This is a genomic window from Bifidobacterium choladohabitans (genome assembly GCF_016102005.1).
GTDB classification, from domain to species: Bacteria; Actinomycetota; Actinomycetes; order Actinomycetales; family Bifidobacteriaceae; genus Bombiscardovia; species Bombiscardovia choladohabitans.
Genome location: NZ_JACFPL010000001.1, coordinates 712,069 through 729,100 on the forward strand (window position 1 = coordinate 712,069; position 17,032 = coordinate 729,100).

General features: G+C 52.8%; 12 protein-coding genes. 2 read left to right on the forward strand and 10 right to left on the reverse strand.

Annotation, left to right across the window (positions count from 1 at the left end):
- The first annotated feature begins 867 nt into the window (after positions 1–867).
- A complete protein-coding gene (locus H3S97_RS03010; RefSeq protein ID WP_198219565.1) occupies positions 868–1,986 on the forward strand; it encodes a DUF6602 domain-containing protein in 1,119 nt (372 codons plus the stop codon).
- A gap of 208 nt (positions 1,987–2,194) precedes the next feature.
- Positions 2,195–3,127, forward strand: a complete 933-nt coding sequence (locus H3S97_RS03015) for a hypothetical protein (RefSeq protein WP_198219566.1) — start codon at positions 2,195–2,197, stop codon at positions 3,125–3,127.
- Here H3S97_RS03015 and H3S97_RS03020 read toward each other — a convergent pair.
- The 10 genes from H3S97_RS03020 to H3S97_RS03065 all read right to left on the reverse strand — a co-directional run bounded on the left by H3S97_RS03020 (position 3,124) and on the right by H3S97_RS03065 (position 16,921).
- Positions 3,124–4,311, reverse strand: coding sequence for a hypothetical protein (locus tag H3S97_RS03020; RefSeq protein WP_198219567.1), 1,188 nt, complete (start codon positions 4,309–4,311; stop codon positions 3,124–3,126). The two genes, H3S97_RS03015 and H3S97_RS03020, sit on opposite strands and share 4 nt — an antisense overlap.
- Positions 4,312–4,917: 606 nt before the next feature.
- A complete protein-coding gene (locus H3S97_RS03025; RefSeq protein ID WP_198219568.1) occupies positions 4,918–5,223 on the reverse strand; it encodes a type II toxin-antitoxin system RelE/ParE family toxin in 306 nt (101 codons plus the stop codon).
- Positions 5,220–5,510 (reverse strand): type II toxin-antitoxin system RelB/DinJ family antitoxin, encoded by a 291-nt coding sequence (locus tag H3S97_RS03030; RefSeq protein WP_232347038.1) that lies wholly within the window; start codon positions 5,508–5,510, stop codon positions 5,220–5,222. The genes H3S97_RS03025 and H3S97_RS03030 overlap by 4 nt, the downstream gene beginning before the upstream one ends.
- A gap of 537 nt (positions 5,511–6,047) precedes the next feature.
- Entirely contained in the window at positions 6,048–9,863 is a 3,816-nt protein-coding gene (locus H3S97_RS03035; RefSeq protein WP_198219569.1) for an AAA domain-containing protein, read from the reverse strand.
- Between the two features lie 202 nt (positions 9,864–10,065).
- Positions 10,066–10,701: an ABC transporter ATP-binding protein gene (locus tag H3S97_RS03040; protein ID WP_045935895.1), complete on the reverse strand. Its 636-nt coding sequence runs from the start codon at positions 10,699–10,701 to the stop codon at positions 10,066–10,068.
- A gap of 57 nt (positions 10,702–10,758) precedes the next feature.
- Positions 10,759–11,433, reverse strand: coding sequence for a hypothetical protein (locus tag H3S97_RS03045; RefSeq protein ID WP_198219570.1), 675 nt, complete (start codon positions 11,431–11,433; stop codon positions 10,759–10,761).
- Positions 11,426–12,121, reverse strand: a complete 696-nt coding sequence (locus tag H3S97_RS03050) for a beta-carotene 15,15'-monooxygenase (RefSeq protein ID WP_198219571.1) — start codon at positions 12,119–12,121, stop codon at positions 11,426–11,428. The genes H3S97_RS03045 and H3S97_RS03050 overlap by 8 nt, the downstream gene beginning before the upstream one ends.
- Positions 12,118–13,023 (reverse strand): ABC transporter permease, encoded by a 906-nt coding sequence (locus tag H3S97_RS03055; RefSeq protein WP_198219572.1) that lies wholly within the window; start codon positions 13,021–13,023, stop codon positions 12,118–12,120. Before H3S97_RS03055 ends, H3S97_RS03050 begins: the two co-directional genes overlap by 4 nt.
- A gap of 32 nt (positions 13,024–13,055) precedes the next feature.
- The gene (locus H3S97_RS03060) at positions 13,056–13,472 is read right to left on the reverse strand and encodes a hypothetical protein (RefSeq protein WP_232356220.1); all 417 of its coding nucleotides are present in this window, start codon (positions 13,470–13,472) and stop codon (positions 13,056–13,058) included.
- A gap of 401 nt (positions 13,473–13,873) precedes the next feature.
- Complete coding sequence (locus tag H3S97_RS03065) at positions 13,874–16,921, reverse strand: cation-translocating P-type ATPase (RefSeq protein WP_408610419.1); 3,048 nt, start codon at positions 16,919–16,921, stop codon at positions 13,874–13,876.
- Positions 16,922–17,032 lie beyond the last annotated feature (111 nt).

Below are 17,032 nucleotides of genomic sequence, written 5' to 3' on the forward strand. Positions count from 1 at the left end.
TAGAGCACCTAGAACGCCCACCGGAACACAGAGAAATATGGGTGGACGAAGTCGTGACTGTTGCACGTATTCAACAGACTGAGCCGGAAGTCCCGCTTCATGCGGCATATGCTGCTTTTCGGGCAACACTCGTAAACTTAGGTTTTCTCGCCCTATACCTGGTATGTGCAAGCACACCTGGACCCAACACCAAATTTCTGCAGACACAAATCACTCGTGCAAACACCCCTGCCCTGCGTCACCTAACCTCTCCTTTCCACCTGTATTAGAGATTGGTCAGGGAACAGCACACGGACGACAATGCCGACGGCACAGACAGACGCTATAACAAAAAGTGGTGTCCAAACCTCCGTCAATAAGTTCTACCAAAGAGAGTTCGTTGACTATTGTCTCGCATTCACAGAGCTGCAGTTAAACAGCTCATGCAGAATCGAAGGTCCAAAGTCTATTTCGAGGTCCCCGACATGAATCTTGCTGGTGACAACTGAATCGATGCTGAACACCGTAAGGTTCACCGCAGAAACCTACAAGGCGGAACCATCAGAGACCCATATGCCATGACCCTTACCGAGAGACATACCTTCCTAAGACATATTGAATGTATAGAAGCTGCTCAACATCTCCGAACTGGTAGCACAGTTCGATATGCCTTGGGAGTCTCTACTGAGACCGCGGAATGAGCATCAATCATGATTTATGCAAGGTAAACGACAGAATAAGAATTTGTGCCAATACCTGCAAGCATTTCTAACTGTAAACATTGATCTCAGAGTTTGATGGCGCGAGTCATTTGATATTTTGATATTAAGGGAGCGCAAAAGTCAACGTGATGTAATTGCGTTACACATCATACGGGAGTATTGAACAATGAACGATACAGAACACCAGGACGTGCCAACGGAGTCGAGATTATCACAAATACTCGCTCATACCGCTGAACAAATGCTGTCTGAATTCAAAAAAATTCGCATCTCTTTTGATCACAATGGTATGGCTGGTGAAGGCGGGGAAACCGTTGTCGCAGAATTCCTTCGCAGCCAACTGCCGCAGTCTATTGGAATCTGCACCGGAGAAATCCTCGATGTCACAGGACAGACCAGTAAGCAGGAGGATGTAATCCTCTACGACGCAGAACACACTCCTATGCTGTTTGCAGATCAGAATAAAAGGTTAGCTCGAGTACCAGCAGAAGGGGTACTCGGCGTCGTAGAGGTTAAAACACATCTTCGCAGCAGTGATATTGAGACATGCTTAGCTAACTGTAGAAGTGTCAAGCAACTGGTACGCACTGCATACTTTCCACAAGCTATTCAAACCACACACACGATATACGGCAAACAATATGTCAATCCTCCAATTTATTACACCGTATTCGCAGCAACTTCGGATAACCTATATGCAGGCAAACTCAATAAAATCCAAGAAGACGTTCCGATTGATCAACGCATTGACTCAGTATGCTGTCTGGATAGAGGCGTCAATGTCAATTTAGGACTCGATCTATCCAACGGTATTGAACATGTACACAACGTAATGTCAGCAAGGAGTCTTCCCAAAGGGGCAATGGCAAATTCGACAACTAAAAATCCCCTGCTTATATGGTATGCAATGCTAGCTTCATCTGTAATGCAGTTTCCTGTTCGTCCAATTGATGTCACTAAGTATATGGAAAAAGAACTCATAATCTCCGCCTGTATCCCCGATGAGCGGTCGGTAAAATCTGTGACTGAAGATGCCATCAATGCTCTTGCACATAGTCAAGGATTGGATCCCGACCTGTTACGAAAATCTGTTACCCCTGGGGCGAATCTCTCTGCAAGAGAATACTACCAAGTGCTTCGTGCACCAGGGTTTACATTTTCCAGCGATCTGAGTGCGCAAGCTCTGAACACGTTTGAAAAGATGCGACAACTTGCCCAAAATCTGCCATTCGATCAGTGGATTACATTCCTCTCGAGCAGCTTATCCGATGAGGAACATTCGTAGAGCCCCTGCAAAACGGTAATCGTGATAAATCGATAGTTCCCTACATGCCGAACTAATTTGGCTGGATGAAGCGAGCCGAACATCTGTCGGAAGTATTAGAACCTAATCATTTAGGCATTACTGCTTAATTGACTATTTGGAGCCATTCCTCATCTAGAGTATTCATATCAATCCAAGGACGTCGGACACATTCGAATAAGGAATTGCAATGGATGATATTGCTGTTGGTGACGAGCTTATCTATCGGGTGCGGGAGTATGCGTCGTCGGAACGTGTTCGTATCGCTGAGATTGATAACCGTAAAAAGACCCCGCGCTATGTGGTGGAGTTTCTGGATGGCGAGAAGAAAGGCACACGAGAGAATATCCCGGGAAGTCGTCTGCGTGGACGATGGACGGATGTTGACCGGTATGATGCGCTGATGGCGCATTGGAAGAGCCTTGAGGGCTATGAGCTTTCCGACATTGAAGAATACGCAATTGAACGTGTGTTTATATTGTTGATTCCCAAAGAGATTGCGGAACCGGAGTGGTCACCCGTGCATTGGACGACCCGGATTCATAATTCCACCGGGTTGGAGAAGCTGATTGGGGTATCGGCTGAGGACATGCTCGCCCAGGCTCCCGGTTTCAAACTTGAGGGAGATACCATCCTGTCACCTTATGGTACGCTTCGCGTGGCCCAGTACGCATGCCGGGTGAATCCCATACCCGTACTTGACTGGGTAGAGCAGGAAGAGAAAGAATACCAAGAGAAGTGCCGCAAGGGCAGTCCTGCGGTCACCTTGGACAACAAACCCTATACAACGAGTCCTGACTGGGAGTATGAACGGTATCTCGAAGATGGCCGTCCCTTGCATGAATTGTTACGTGCATGGTGTGGTCAGCGGGCCGTCACCTTGATGGAGCGCGCCGAGGCGGCTGAGGCTGAAGTACACCGGCTCAACATATTGATTGAGGAGCTGTTCAATCAGATGAAGAAAAATGGCTTTGAACAAGCAGTTGAGTACATCGAACAGTCCTATGTCAAAGAACGCATTACCGCGTATAACTATCGCACGATTGTAGAGCGTCCACTTGATCCGTCGGAGAGGCCTGTACTTGTCGAATACCGACGTGCTCCACGGTGGTGGGGCTACTAATCCTCTTTCATTAATTGATCAATCAGAGGCTTGAGCTCGGTCTCGGTAGGTTCAGGGACGTTGGGACGTATTGCCCTTAATGGTAGAGGATCGTCTCTGTCGGCCTGGGCATTGATTTGCTTGGCCCAAGCAAGCATTCGTACTTTCTGCTTGTTTGGTTTGGATGCGGCGGCGGATTCAATAGCTTGCGCATAGCGACGCAGCAGCAAGGAACCCTGCCATTGTCGGGACTGCTGATACATCGTCTCAACGATGAAGTGATCGTGATAGTTTCTCTTTGCCTGTCTAGTGGCAGCAGCAAGACGTCGTTTACGTCTCTCTGCTTGCACTTTTAACTGCTCCTGTTCCCGCTCGTACTCCTCCTGCTTACGTTTGCGCTCAGCCTCCTCATCACGCCGTCGTTCGTCCATGGCGTCATGGCGCAGCTGCATCTCCTCAAGGATCTGCGCAAGATCATCCTCAAGATAATGATCGTCCGTATCATCCCAGCGGTCAGCCCAGAACTTGCCGCCCTCGCCGCGCAGGACCAGACTCAGATGTGTGTCAGGAATCTCATCCTCATCAGGAAACAGGCGGCCACGCCACGCCCAGTTAATCTCGCTTCTGGTCGGCTCATGATGCTTGTGCAGCGTCTTCTGTTCAAACCATAAGCGATACTCATCCTGACCGAACACGAACATAACCTCATCATGCTTCGGGCCGTCATACCTATACTGGTTAGGGAACAATGGCTCGCCCAATTTCGCCTCGACCGTTACGCCACGTCGTCTAGCCTCAGTGACAAGTGCCTCAATCAGAAGCAGCGCACGATGTTTAGGTTCGCCCTTGACTTGGAACGCATCACTGTTCTTGAGTAGTGTGGTCACATCATTGGGATTACGTAATTGTGCAGACACCGGGATTGGCTTCAGCTTCTTCAACTGCCAAGCAGGCAACGGCTCAAGTCTGACGGCGGCACCACTTTGTCCCCAACTTCTCTTAACCGTAATCTGCATCCCTTCAGGAATCTTCCCCGACCTTTTGGCGAAGGAGGCAAGCCTCTTGTAGTGGCTTATCTTGTCATAGGGAATCGTAATATCATGGGATTTAGCATCCACCAAGGTGATCATCATCTGCTCTGTCGCACTATGCTTGCGAGCTTTTTGTAAGTGCACCTGCTGAGTTTGCTTACGAGAAGACTTCATGGGCAGTCCTTAATTGTTTCGTCCAAGTTCAGTTTTTGGGGGCTCAGGAGAATTAGATATAACCTGTCAATCACATGGTTAATTCTCGATCGGTTTCATCTCTTCTTACTACCAGCTACGCTCCACATACAAGAAAGTAGACGCCAGTTTGAGTAAGCTGCACACACCACTGCAAATTGTACCCATCAACTATCGCTAACCCATGATTCGACAGCACACGCACCTAGTTTCATTGCCATTAATCATGATTAAAAGCGTTAGGACGACCAATAGCGTTCCAGAGCAGCACCCTAAGCTGAACATCGCCTAACGATTCATCGCGAAAATTCGCCGCGCTTATTGTCCTACCAGGAGGAGTGGGATAATTTCAATTCCAACACTACGCGCATATCGTCTTCGATTTAAGGTAGAAAGAACTGCAAAAAGCTAAAAGTTAGGCGTTGATTACATTCCGAAGTTGGCTCATATCAGAAATCTGTCCATTAGAATCTCGGCATCTGATTAGCTGCCCAAGTACCACCGCACCAATCCAATATGTAACCATACTATCCACTTACGCAACGATGGGCTAGGTACCTGACATAGCCTTGATCTATTTACCGAATCTCAGTATCTACCGCGCCTACCCAACACCTGATCGTGGGAACCTAGTCGCAAAATATAGGCCGCATCGCCCTCCCTATGCCACACCAGCAGCAGATCTCCAGCATTGCCCACATGGCACTCATAAATAGCCGCATAACCTTGCAGCATATGCATCCGATGATGCGCCTTCAATGCCTGGAGCGACGCTTCAGAATTCTCTGCTATCAGATCAAGCACCTCCTCGACCGGCTCAAATGAGACGTGCCTGCGAACCATGCGCTTCAGGTCTCTCGTAAAAGCACCAGTGGAAACCAGCGCAAGCCTCATCGGTCCGCGCCAGCAGCTGCTAGCACGCCATCCACCAGGTCCTTTCCTGTGGCGTACCCCTTAGTCTTCCCCCTCATGGCCAGACGGCGCGATTCCTCCAAGGCCTCCTCAGTTTCGGCAGGTAGATCCAAGCTGAAGTCCAAGGGGATCCGCTGCTCCCGAATGATCTGCTTGTAAAAGGCTCTGGTGACCGTAGTCATATCCAGACCAAGCTCCTTCACGATATGATCCACCTGTTGCTTGTCCGCATCGGATATACGCACCGTAACCTGAGACATCTTCTCCATCGGAGCCCACCTTCCTTGTTGTCTGTAATTTTGCATTAAAGTGCAAAATTACAGCTGATTTCTTACTTTAATACAAAATTGCAGTGCATGGTAAGGCATCAATGTGCATAGCTGACAGCAATAGCATGCATCCATTGCTTCATGCTGCGCTGGGCGATTCCGACTACTCATGTTTCCAAGCCAACATTGACGAAGCGGATCTCTACGAAAGCGATAGCCAACCGGTCTTCTACTACAACCAAACCGCCCGAACGAGAAAGACACTGAACTCAGCTACGCTCGCCTCTTAAGGGCAACAGCCTTGGAACCAGGCAGCTGATTAATCAGAGCCACGCTACGTCAGAGGTTTTACGCCCATTGCCATTCCGGCCCTATTATGAATGCAGTCAAGCGAGAATAAATAGGCAGCCAAAGCGCAAGGCAAAGTCACTAATAACCCTGCCCTACTTTTTAATCTGCAGCATAACTAATTGGTCTTACAGACCAGGGATGACGTGCTGTATCTAAAGGAATTCTGGCCGCATCTTCACGCTCCACTCAGTTTTCTACGCTTGCCTCCACCGGTAGGTCCTTTGCAATCCTGGACGTATAGGTTCCATTCTTCCAATCAGCGAGATTGCCGACCACGTAGACACGACGCTTGGCTCGCGACACGGCGACGTTGAGCAGGTTGGGCGACCCGTTAACCCATGAACGAGAGCCTTCTCCACGCTTGCCGGCTCTGCTGCCAAGAACGATGAAGACCACATCGGCTTCCCGCCCCTGGGAGGTGTGGACGGTTCCGGCCTGGCTTGATGCCAGCCGGCTCGCTTCGCTGTCATTGCAACCAGTGCATTGCCGCAAGGCATCCGCGAAGGTGTCACGCACCTGGTTGGCCACAGCTCTGAACGTAGCGATGACCAGAATATTGGTGGGGTCGATCCCGCCTTGGAAGAGCCCGCATAGACGCTTGTGTAGTTCGTAGCCTTCCTGCGGCCTCCATTGCGTTCTCCCCGTTTCGCTGGAATTCGGCGGCACATCGTACCAGCAGGAGGTCGGCAGCTCATCTCCCGCGCAGGGCCCAGACGGATAGGCACAGGGCTGATGCTCCGGCCCTACACGCACCATCCTGCCGGAGTAGGCCATATCGTTGCATATGGAAAACATGGGTTCACCACAGCGCCGATGGACCACCAGAGGCATCCCCAGCCAGTGGTCATCCGTCTCGTCCAGCAGACCGCAAGGCGTCTGGTAATCAACCAAGGCCTGCATGTTTTCGGACTCCAGTCCTAGGTGCTGCAGGTGATGGGTGCTCGCCAGGAGTTCACGCTTCGGCTTGGGCATGGTATCCACGGGCTGGAGCTGCATAGGGTCTCCAACTGCAACCGCATGTTTCACGCGCTGCAACAGACCAGCAGCGGCCTGGGGCAGGGCCTGTCCGGCCTCATCCACAATCGCCCAGCCGAGCGCCTCCTTGCCTATCCCCGAAAACATTCTGGATATTGAAGCAAAGGACGAGGAGACGACTGGGATCTCCAAGAAGAAAGTCTGCCAAGCCACCAACCTCTCGTCATCCGTAAAGCCATTCGACTGCATCACGGCGCAAGCCAGGGACAGATTGCACATGAACTGGTGCGCAGCACCCATGACGGCCTGCTGATGAAGAGCCAGCGCCTTGATATAGACCTCCGTCCGCGCCTTGCTCCATTCCTGGTCCATCCACGCAACATGGTCATCGCCAATGTCGGGCCTGGGCCACTGAATCTGTTCGGCTTCAGCAATTTGCTGTTCAAGAGCAGTAAGTTGCCTGGTCAAGGTCGCAATCTGTTTTTGGCATCGACCTAACTCCTGATCACCGACTTCCAACCCTCCATAGAAGGACTGCAACCGCTGATGGACCGTGCTGGCCTGCTCATCAAAATGCTGCTTCGCGCGACGCGCCTGCTCCAGATCAGTACGTACCTTAAGCTCGTCCTGCTGCCTTTCGCGGCTGTGGAAAAACGACCTTAGCGGATGCGCCTTCCAGTAAGACAAGTGAGCCTGACAAATGCCATCAGCCTGTTCCCAAGCAGCTTGCGCATTATTGGCAGCCTGGCCAGCATCCGACATCTGCCGTTCCATTGATTGAACCTGTCCGACATACCTTGAGCGGCTTGCCTTCATGCCAAGGAGTTGTTCATTGAGGGTTTTCAGCTCGGCTGACAGATCAGTTCGCTGATTGCACAGACCTGAATAAGAACGCGCAAGATTGTACTGGGCAATTTTCCTGGTGCGGATGCTCTCTTCCTTCTTCAGCGCAGCATTAAAGTCGTTCCTGGCCTTTGCCCAATTGGTCCTGCTGCCTCTTTCACCTGGCATGTATTTCAATGACTTATAGATAAATTCGTTTTTGAAGGGCCACAGGAATCGGTTTTTATTGCTCATATTCCCCAAGACCGCCGATATAAGAGCCCAGGCAGAGGAGGTATTTGAAGGACCACTCTCCTTATCCTGGCTCCTGCGATCGGCAATCTGCCCGGCAAAGTCTCGAAAAGCGAATCCACAGGGAACCTGCTTGAATTCACTGTCAATATAGGATTCCCACTCGGTGTCTATAGCATCGGCACTGGGCAGATCCTGGCTGACGTTTTCAACAGCCTCGTTGTTGCTGGAAGCAACGACAATCTCAAAGCCGGTCACCGACGGATCAAGCGTCCAGTAGACGTAGTCCTTGTCCTCGTCCGAGGTTGCTCTGGCCAGCCTCCGGGATGTGAAAATATCCTGAGGACGGGAGAATCCTGCCAACCGCCGAGCCCTGGCCACAATAATCTCGGCTACCACATCCTTGAGCAGGGTGGTCTTGCCGGTCCCAGGAGGGCCATTGACACCTAGAAGCGATGAGCTGCCATATCCTTCCAAGGCCGCCCGTATTTGATTGATCGCCAGCTGTTGGCCTGTCGACTGGAATTGATTGGAAGCACTCGGCCATCGCCCGAACGGCATGCTGGCAGGTTCCGTGAAGTCGCCGACCAGATGCCCTTCGGGGTCCTTCTGCAGATTGAACCGTCGAGGATGACCAACCGATAGATATTGCCTGACCGGTTCAGAAAATATTTCAGGCCCATTTTGATAAAGGTCCTCAAGATCTTCGAGGAAGAAGGAGTCCATCATTTCGCCATTCAACGATTCTGAACTGGCTTCCAGATGGCAATTGACATAATCCCTGATCAGAGGAGAGCCGTCAGCGCGGGCGAAAAGAGGAGAGCTACTCACCGCGCGGTCATCCAGTCCCATCCGTTTTGCTACCTGCTCAACGAGGCTTTCGATCTCGTATCTGCCGACCGGACCTGCCTGGTCCTCAGAGTCTTCCCCAGCCAGACGATTGAATTCGGATTTGAGTTTGCTTTCCGTATCGTCAAATACTTCGATATGTGGCCACCCAGCCGGGCAATCGGGCCAGCCCTCATGATTGAACAGGCAGGAAACCGCTTTGGCATATTGCGAGAGCATCAACGATCTTGGAACCAGACAGCCATCATCCCCTACGCAGAACTCCATGAGGGAAGCCACGGCAGAAGGACCGCCAGCGCGCTTGCTCTGCCGATGGGCAAGCTCCTGCAACACCTCATCCTGAGCAGTCTCCTCGGCTGGCGAGAGCTCTCGAACAAGCTTGGCTGCCTTCAACAGCGCATTCGTGACTACACGCTGGGAGAGCCCAACTGCTATTCGAAAACGTTCATGCCTAAGCCATCGATTTTGTCGTCCTACCCCTTCTTGCTGCTCCGAGCTCTCGCCAGGTTTTACTGCCTGGTGGACGGGGCGACGTGCGAATCGACGGTCATAGTCCTTGCGGTAAACGGCACAGGCTGAGCCAGGTCGATTGGCCTTTGCTGACAGCTTTTCCACCACCTGTAGCAGGCGCGAAACCATGGAATCCGTCAGTTCAGTACCTGCCGGCAGAGGGCCGGGCTGCTCAGCCACCTCTAGCCATAACCGGTTCGTCTCCCTAAGCAGACCGGTTATAGTCTGTTCGTCGAGCCCTGATTTTGCCGCCTGCGCGCGCAACCAATTCTCGGTATCCTCCGCAAACGAGAAAGGTTTGGTCAGCCGAGCGTACATGTCTGTCTGCAGCCGGTATATTTTCCTGCTCTGCAGGTCGTTATAGAGGTTTGTATAGGAACGACGCTCATTGTCAACCGGCCCGATGAGAAGATCAGCATGAATGCCATCCCATGGAAGTCGCTCCTGCTCAGCAACGCTTACCCTGTGGTCGTCGTTGCGGGAGGAGGATAAAGCAATGAGCTGGTTATCCCTCCAAGTTTGTGGCGAGAACAGTTCAACCGCGCACCAATATGACAAAACATCCATTGCATGCTGTTGCTCATCGTTCCCCATATTTGCCAGTATGCGGATAAGCGGGGACAGGCACGAGAATCAGGATCCATGCTCCAGGAGTCAAACTGTTAGACGGAAGCATAAGGTTATGGACGCGCACAAGTCGCAAGCCAGGGCAGGGACACCGAATCTAACCGAATCCCGTATCAACCTTAAAACCGTCAAGCCCAAAAGGAATTGGAATAAGTAGGCTCCCAGCACGTTACGGCATCTGGCTAAGTGCTCCGTCATTCATGTGGAAAAATTCATCTGCGATTTGCTTAAGCTCACCCTGGTGGTGACTGGCGATGATTATAGTCCTGCCCTGATTGCGCTGCCTGATCATCTCGTCCAGGAAGATCCCCACAGAATGCTCATCCAGACCATTCGTAGGCTCATCCAACAGAATCAGACGCTGGTGTTCCATTAGGGCCTGCACAATAGCGAGCTTCTGCCGCATGCCCAGCGAATAGGATTTAACCTTCTCATCCACATGGCCATCAAGGCTGAATTCAGTCAGTAGCCGTTCAGTTTCATCAGCATCAAAAGTGTGGTTGATGTTCCCCAGATAACGGAGGTTCTGCATGGCAGTTTCACTGAGCACAAACCCCGGGTTCTCGATGATCAGGCCGATGGGCTCAGGAAGTCGACGATTGAAAACCACAGGCTGACCTCCAATGGTAACCTTGCCGGAATCCGGCCGTATAAAGCCGCATATGGCTCGCAGCAGCATTGTCTTGCCCGATCCGTTGGGACCGACTATGCCATAAATCCGTCCTGAATCAAATTCAGCTTCAACTTGATTGAGCACCCGCTTGCCTTTGTAGGTCTTGCTCAGGCTGTCAACATGAACGAACATGGGGAGTTCTCCTTATCAAATGGGCGTTAATTGTGCTATGAGGCGGCTTCATGACACTCACGCGATTCGGGGATGATCGCAGGCCACAGCGTTCGCGGCAATCAGCGCGACCGTAAGGGCAAGCAGCGATGGAAGCCATAAGGGTAGAGGACCTGCATGCGCCGTGGAAAACCACCGCGCAGCCGGCCAAAAAGACAGCAGTGACGCATAAATAACGAGAGCAACAATGTAGCCAGCCGCCCGGTTTGCCAGAAGATAGGAACAGTTAACCATAAGAAGCATGCAGAACAGGGTCAGGCCAGCGCAAATAGCGGTTGACAGCAGTTGACCGGGAACCAGATCAGGTATCACCACAAAAGAGATGCATGCCTGAATCCCTGTAAAGACCAGGCAGTAAAGGGCTAAAAGTGCCAGGTAACTGGCGAAATGTCGAATCCCCCGATCCTGACGGATGTAGACCAGCGGATTCGGTATAGCCAGGTATTCCGAAAGCTGCTCAAGAGGAAGGGCCATTCCAGTAATCATGAAAACCAGGGCGTGCATGTTAGTCAAGAGATTTGACTCCTGGGGATTTTCACTGAGACGGTACATACCCATAAATATGCTGCTTGGTTTCCTACTGAGATAGTAGTTGGTCACCAGAACGGCAAATGCCAGCAGAATAAGGGCCCGCAGACCGTTACGTGGTCCAAGTTGCTGCATTGCTCTTCGTAGCGCGTGCATTTCAATCACCCAGTCGATCAGTATTACCGAAAGCTGATGAGTTAGCCAGAGCCATAACCGGGCAATAGACAATGAAAGGGACAATCTGTTGTATAACCACAAATTTCCAATAAGGAGCAACAGGGTACCAAAAGTAAAATACAAACCTAGTAGCGTTACCCGCCAGTGGACTCAACAACCAATCTGCAATAGCGAAAAAACCAATGATAATAGGCAGGAATCGTCCCCAGGATATTCCAAGGTTGTTCAGCAGCAGGCAGACCAGACCCACAGAGATAATCATCATGAATATTTGCACAGGGACCATCAGGGAAACAGACAAGGCCATAGGTGTTATCTGCTGGCCCTGCAATGGGAACTCAATCAAGAAAAACAACAGCCACGTGTATAAAGCTCCGACGATACCGACAAGTGCGCACCACAGCAAGTTGGTTTTCAACTGCAAACGCGGATCGCGCCTGACCATTTCGAAGGTCGAATACCTAGCACTTCCAGCGTATAACAGCATCAGGAATACGGGCAATACTCCGATAGTAGGGCAGTTGAGCATGAACCCCGCATAGTCCATCACTGGATCCTTCTCCATGTTGAGAAATAACTGGGTCGTGCAATAGATAAAGCCAAATAGGAAGAGTCCGGTAAGAACCATTTTGGAACCGAAGGAGGAACGACGCAGGTAGATCAGATGATTAATCATGAAACATCTCGGCTTCGTTTGAATGCAACAAGCGAGGCCGATATGACAACCGGCAGGCATACCGAAAGGGCCATTCCTACGAAGATCTGCACAAGTTGTCGAGAATCTGCGCCCCCAGGAGCAGGGAAGAGAAATATCATATGGCTCCATTGGTCGGGCACAAGAAAATTGGTCATTCCTGGGAGCATCCACCAGAGCATGCTAAGGACGAAGGGGATGAGAACTTCAACATACCTATGGGTAGTAAAGAACGATGCAGCGACGGCAATATCTGCGAACAGGCCCGAAAGAATGAATACCATTAGCATAACCGTGAGGATAGCCAATGGCTGATTGAAGCGGTACAACGGATACAGCCACGAATCTGAATAAATGAGCACATATTTGGATCCGTCAACCAAACCCGTGGCATCCACGACATCACCATTGATGAAATTCATGTGTGGGTTCATGATTGCTGCAACAACCAAGTTTATCAAAAGCGGGCTCAACCCCCCTATGCCTCCCAAAACAAATCCGGATGCCAGCGAGGTGTTCATGATTTTGCCGCGTCCCTCGCGTCCCAGCATTCCACTCATACGTCGACTATGCCGCTCGATTGCAGCTACACTGCCGCCTACAAGAGCAGCAAGAAAAGGAAGAATGAATAGATAAAGTCCCGATCCAGTCCCATGGCAACTGAATAACATCACGTCGCTGAGGAAAGTCAGTTCATGACCAGGAGCTAACCGAAAGCCAGCATAATGCGTCGTCGAATACTGGATTAGGAAAAGTGCAATCGACATCGCAATTACCGAAACCATTCGAAGACTAGTCAAGCTGCGAGAGATTTGAGCCTTAGCCAGGGATGTATTAATCAAAATACTCCTCCGTTGAACATAAGAGTTGACAAGTCCCTTCATCCATCTAATGGTCGAAGGAACTTGCCGTTGTCTCAGGCTGAGTCAGGACTCCACACACCATAGGCCTGTGTGGTCCCGGAATAGGCATATGCGTGCTGCAACCTCATATGGACCTGTTTTCTCCCAAACTTCTGATATGCATAGTTGTGTACATATTGGTACTGGCCAGATTTCAGATTCACAGTTGCCGAATTGACATCTTCGTTGGAATAACCTAGCATCCAGCTGCAAATTGTACGGCCATTGGATACACTGGTTGCCTTGATGTATCCTGAACTGGCATCCTGCTTTTGACGATTTGGAGTATCACTAGTTTGCCAGCTCGAGAGATAGGCGCTCCATCCAGTATCCGCGTGATTGTTAGCAAATGCAGCTGGTGCAAAGCTAAGTGATGCAGCAAGCGCTAAAGCTACAGCCATGCCTTTCTTTTTTAGATTTTTTAACAACATTATGACCTCCTTAGTACTGCCATAGTAACTAGAGTCAAATTTATTATACTGATAAATAAGTCTCACTGTCAAATTAGCTTTTCGTCATCTTTTGTTTTCAGCTTCAACACAGCCGAATTTCCTTCAAAACTCTACGATTATGCCCCTGGATGCTCTGTCTTCCCTTGTCTCGCAAACAGCTGCCAGTCATGCAGAAGAGCTGAAAAATAGGTCAAACAGCAGATGAAACCGACAGTGTCAATGTTGATAATTTTGTTCAACACTACCTCTGTATGGAAAAGAGTGATGAAGTGGCACACAGTTGATCCATAATGGCTTTGCGGAAGATGAAGTAGGGCGCAAACTGTGCCCTTATCTGGTGCAGCGAGAGCAAGTGCAGTCACCGCACCGGGAAAGGGCGATCATGCCCGCAGTCGTCTGACTGCCCAGTTGAACAGCTTGCGCAGTTCCGAAGCCACTAGAACCAGGGAGGCCAGGGCGATGCACTCCAGCCACGCCTGGGGCTGGAGGGGGACGGTGCCGAAAGCCTCGCCCAGGAAGGGCACATAGATCACCAGAAGCTGGAGCAGTATGGAGATTCCTATGGCACCCCAGAGCCAGAGGTTGCTGAAGAGCCCCAGGAAGGCCGACTTGCGGGAGGAGCGGGAGGCCAGGGCGTTGAAGAGCTGGGCGAAGACCAGGATGGTGAAGCCCATAGTCCGCGCCTCCCTGATCTGTGCCTCGTGACCGATCGCTTGGACGGACCTGTCGGTGAAGAGGCCGCCGCTCAGGTGCATGTCCATGCCGATTAGGGTGACCACGGCCATGATCAGGCCTATGTAGATGATGTCAACCCACATGTCCCGGTCGATCACCCGGTCGTTGATGGATCGGGGCGGGCGATCCATCAGATCATCGGTCTGCGGGTCCACACCCATGGCCAGCGCGGGGGCCGCATCGGTCAGGAGGTTGATCCAGAGCAGCTGGGTGGCCAGCAGCGGCACGGTCACGCCCGCCATGCCGGGCTGCGATATGCCCAGAAGCCCCGCAAAGACCACGCCGCCGAAGACCGTGAAAACCTCTCCCATGTTGGAGCTGAGCAGGTAGCGCAGGAACTTGCGGATGTTGTCGAATATGCCCCGGCCCTCTCTCACGGCCTGGACGATGGTGGCGAAATTGTCGTCCGCCAGGATCATCTTGGCTGACTCCTTGGTGACCTCGGTTCCGGTGATGCCCATGGCCACGCCGATGTCCGCGGTCTTGACAGCAGGGGCGTCATTGACGCCGTCGCCGGTCATGGCCACGACCTTGCCCTGGTCCTGGAGCGATTCGACGATCCTCAGCTTGTGCTCGGGGGCCACGCGGGCGTAGACGGAGACCTTGGAGGTGGTCTCACGAAGCTGGTCCGAATCCATGGCATCCAGCTGCTCGCCGGTGCAGGCGGGCTGTCCAGGCTTGATGATGCCCAGGTCCCCTGCGATTCTGGCTGCGGTGAGTGGATGGTCGCCAGTGATCATGATCGTTCTGATACCGGCCTTGTGAGCCTGGTCCACCGCCTGGCGGACCTCGGTGCGGGGCGGGTCGATGATGCCGACCATGCCCGTCCAGATCAGACTGCTCTCCAGTCGAGTCCTTTCCTGGATCACCTTATCCGCGGACAGACGGACCGCTGGAGCATGCTGAGACATCCGAGACAACTGGTCTGTCTGGTCTGTCTGGTCTGTCCGAATCGTGCTTGACAGTCTCTCCCCTTCGTCAGCTTCGGTTAGGGACAATAGCTCATGGTCAGATATAGGCCGGAAAGCCTGCCCCAGAGTCCTATAGGCATCCGACGAGAGGCTGCTGACTTGGGCGAGTATCCTCTCCCGGTCAGCGCTAGTCATAGGCCTGACCTGGCTGTCTTCGAGAATCCGGTCGCACCGGCCGAGCAGCACATCGGGAGCACCCTTGCAGAAGAGGCGCGATTGCCCTTCGCTGCCGTCACGCGGAGCGGCCAGGACCGACATGAGCTTGCGCTCGGACGTGAAAGGAATCTCAGCCAGACGACGGTAGCCGTCAGCCTTGGCATCAGCGCCGACTTTGCGAGCGGCGACAATCAGAGAGACCTCCGTGGGATCGCCGACGCTCTGCCAGTGACCCTGCCCGGATCCAGACTGGGTCTGGGAATCAGGTTCGGCCTCGACCGGCTGCCAATGCAGGTCTCCGTCGTTGGCGATGGCCCCGACCATCAGGGTCTCTTCCACTGCCTCAGCCAGAGATGAACCAATGGTATCTGTCAGTTGTTGATCATCTGACCCACTGGCCTCGACCGGCTGCATGGTTCCCTCCGGAGCGTACCCGGTGCCAGTGAGCCTGACCTGCCCCGAGGGGACGACCACCCGTTCAACGGTCATTTCATTGCGTGTAAGAGTCCCTGTCTTGTCGGAGCAGATGACTGATGCCGATCCCAGGGTCTCCACCGAGCTGAGCTTCTTGACGATGGCATGATGCTTGGCCATGCGCTGCACGCCCAGGGCGAGAACCACAGTCAGGATGGCCGTCAGCCCCTCCGGCACAGCAGCTACGGCCAGGGATACGGCCATGAGCAGGGAATCAATCAGATCCTGGGTTGTCTGAAAGCCTTCCATCAGGGCCAAAGCAGCCAAAACCAGGGCGGCAATCAAGCAGACGGCCAGTCCGAGGAGCTTGGAGACGCGGGCCATCTCCTTCTGTAGGGGCGTGGGTTCCTCCTGGGTATCAGCCAGCATGTCGGCGATCTTCCCGACCTGGGTGTCCATACCAGTAGAGGTGACGATCATGCGCCCGTTCCCCTGGGTCACTGCGGTGCCGTTGAAGACCATGTTGGTTCTGTCACCCAGAGCCTTGGGCTGGTCAAGCCGACCGGGCCGCTTGCCCACCGGCAGCGACTCGCCGGTCAGCGATGCCTCGGCCACGCGCAGACCCGCGGCCTGGAACAGTCTTCCGTCGGCGCCGACCGAATCGCCTTCAGCCAGGACTACTACATCACCAGGCACGATCCTGCTGGTCTCCAGGCTGACCACCCGGCCGCCTCGCAGCACCGAGGCGTGCGGGGCCGTCATGCTCGCCAGAGCATCCACAGCCCGCTCGGCCTTAGCCTCCTGAGCGTACCCCAGGGCGGCATTAAGGATGAGGATGATCATGATGACGATGGCATCAAAGGGCAGGGGCTCCCCGCCTCCTGATGCCGGATGTGAGCGTTCCACCACCCAGGCCACCAACGAAATGGCCGTGGCTGCCAGAAGCAGATAGACCAAGGGGTCCTTGAACTGTTGAAGGAATTTCCTCCATGCAGGAACGGGAGGCGCTCCAGCCAGCTCATTAGGACCGAACCTGTCCAGCCGACGCGCCGCCTCGGCCTCATCCAGGCCCCGGTCGGGGTCCACATTCAGGGCAAGGGCAACCTGATCGACACCTACTATAGAAGGGTCCTTGAGGACGGGGCCATTCACTCTGCGCCTCTGCTCATGGCCCTGCCCTGCAGTCGGGATCACGCCGGTATCTGTCGATTGCTCATGCTTGGGATCGCTGGTCAACCCAGTCATGCCACTCTCCTGCTTATG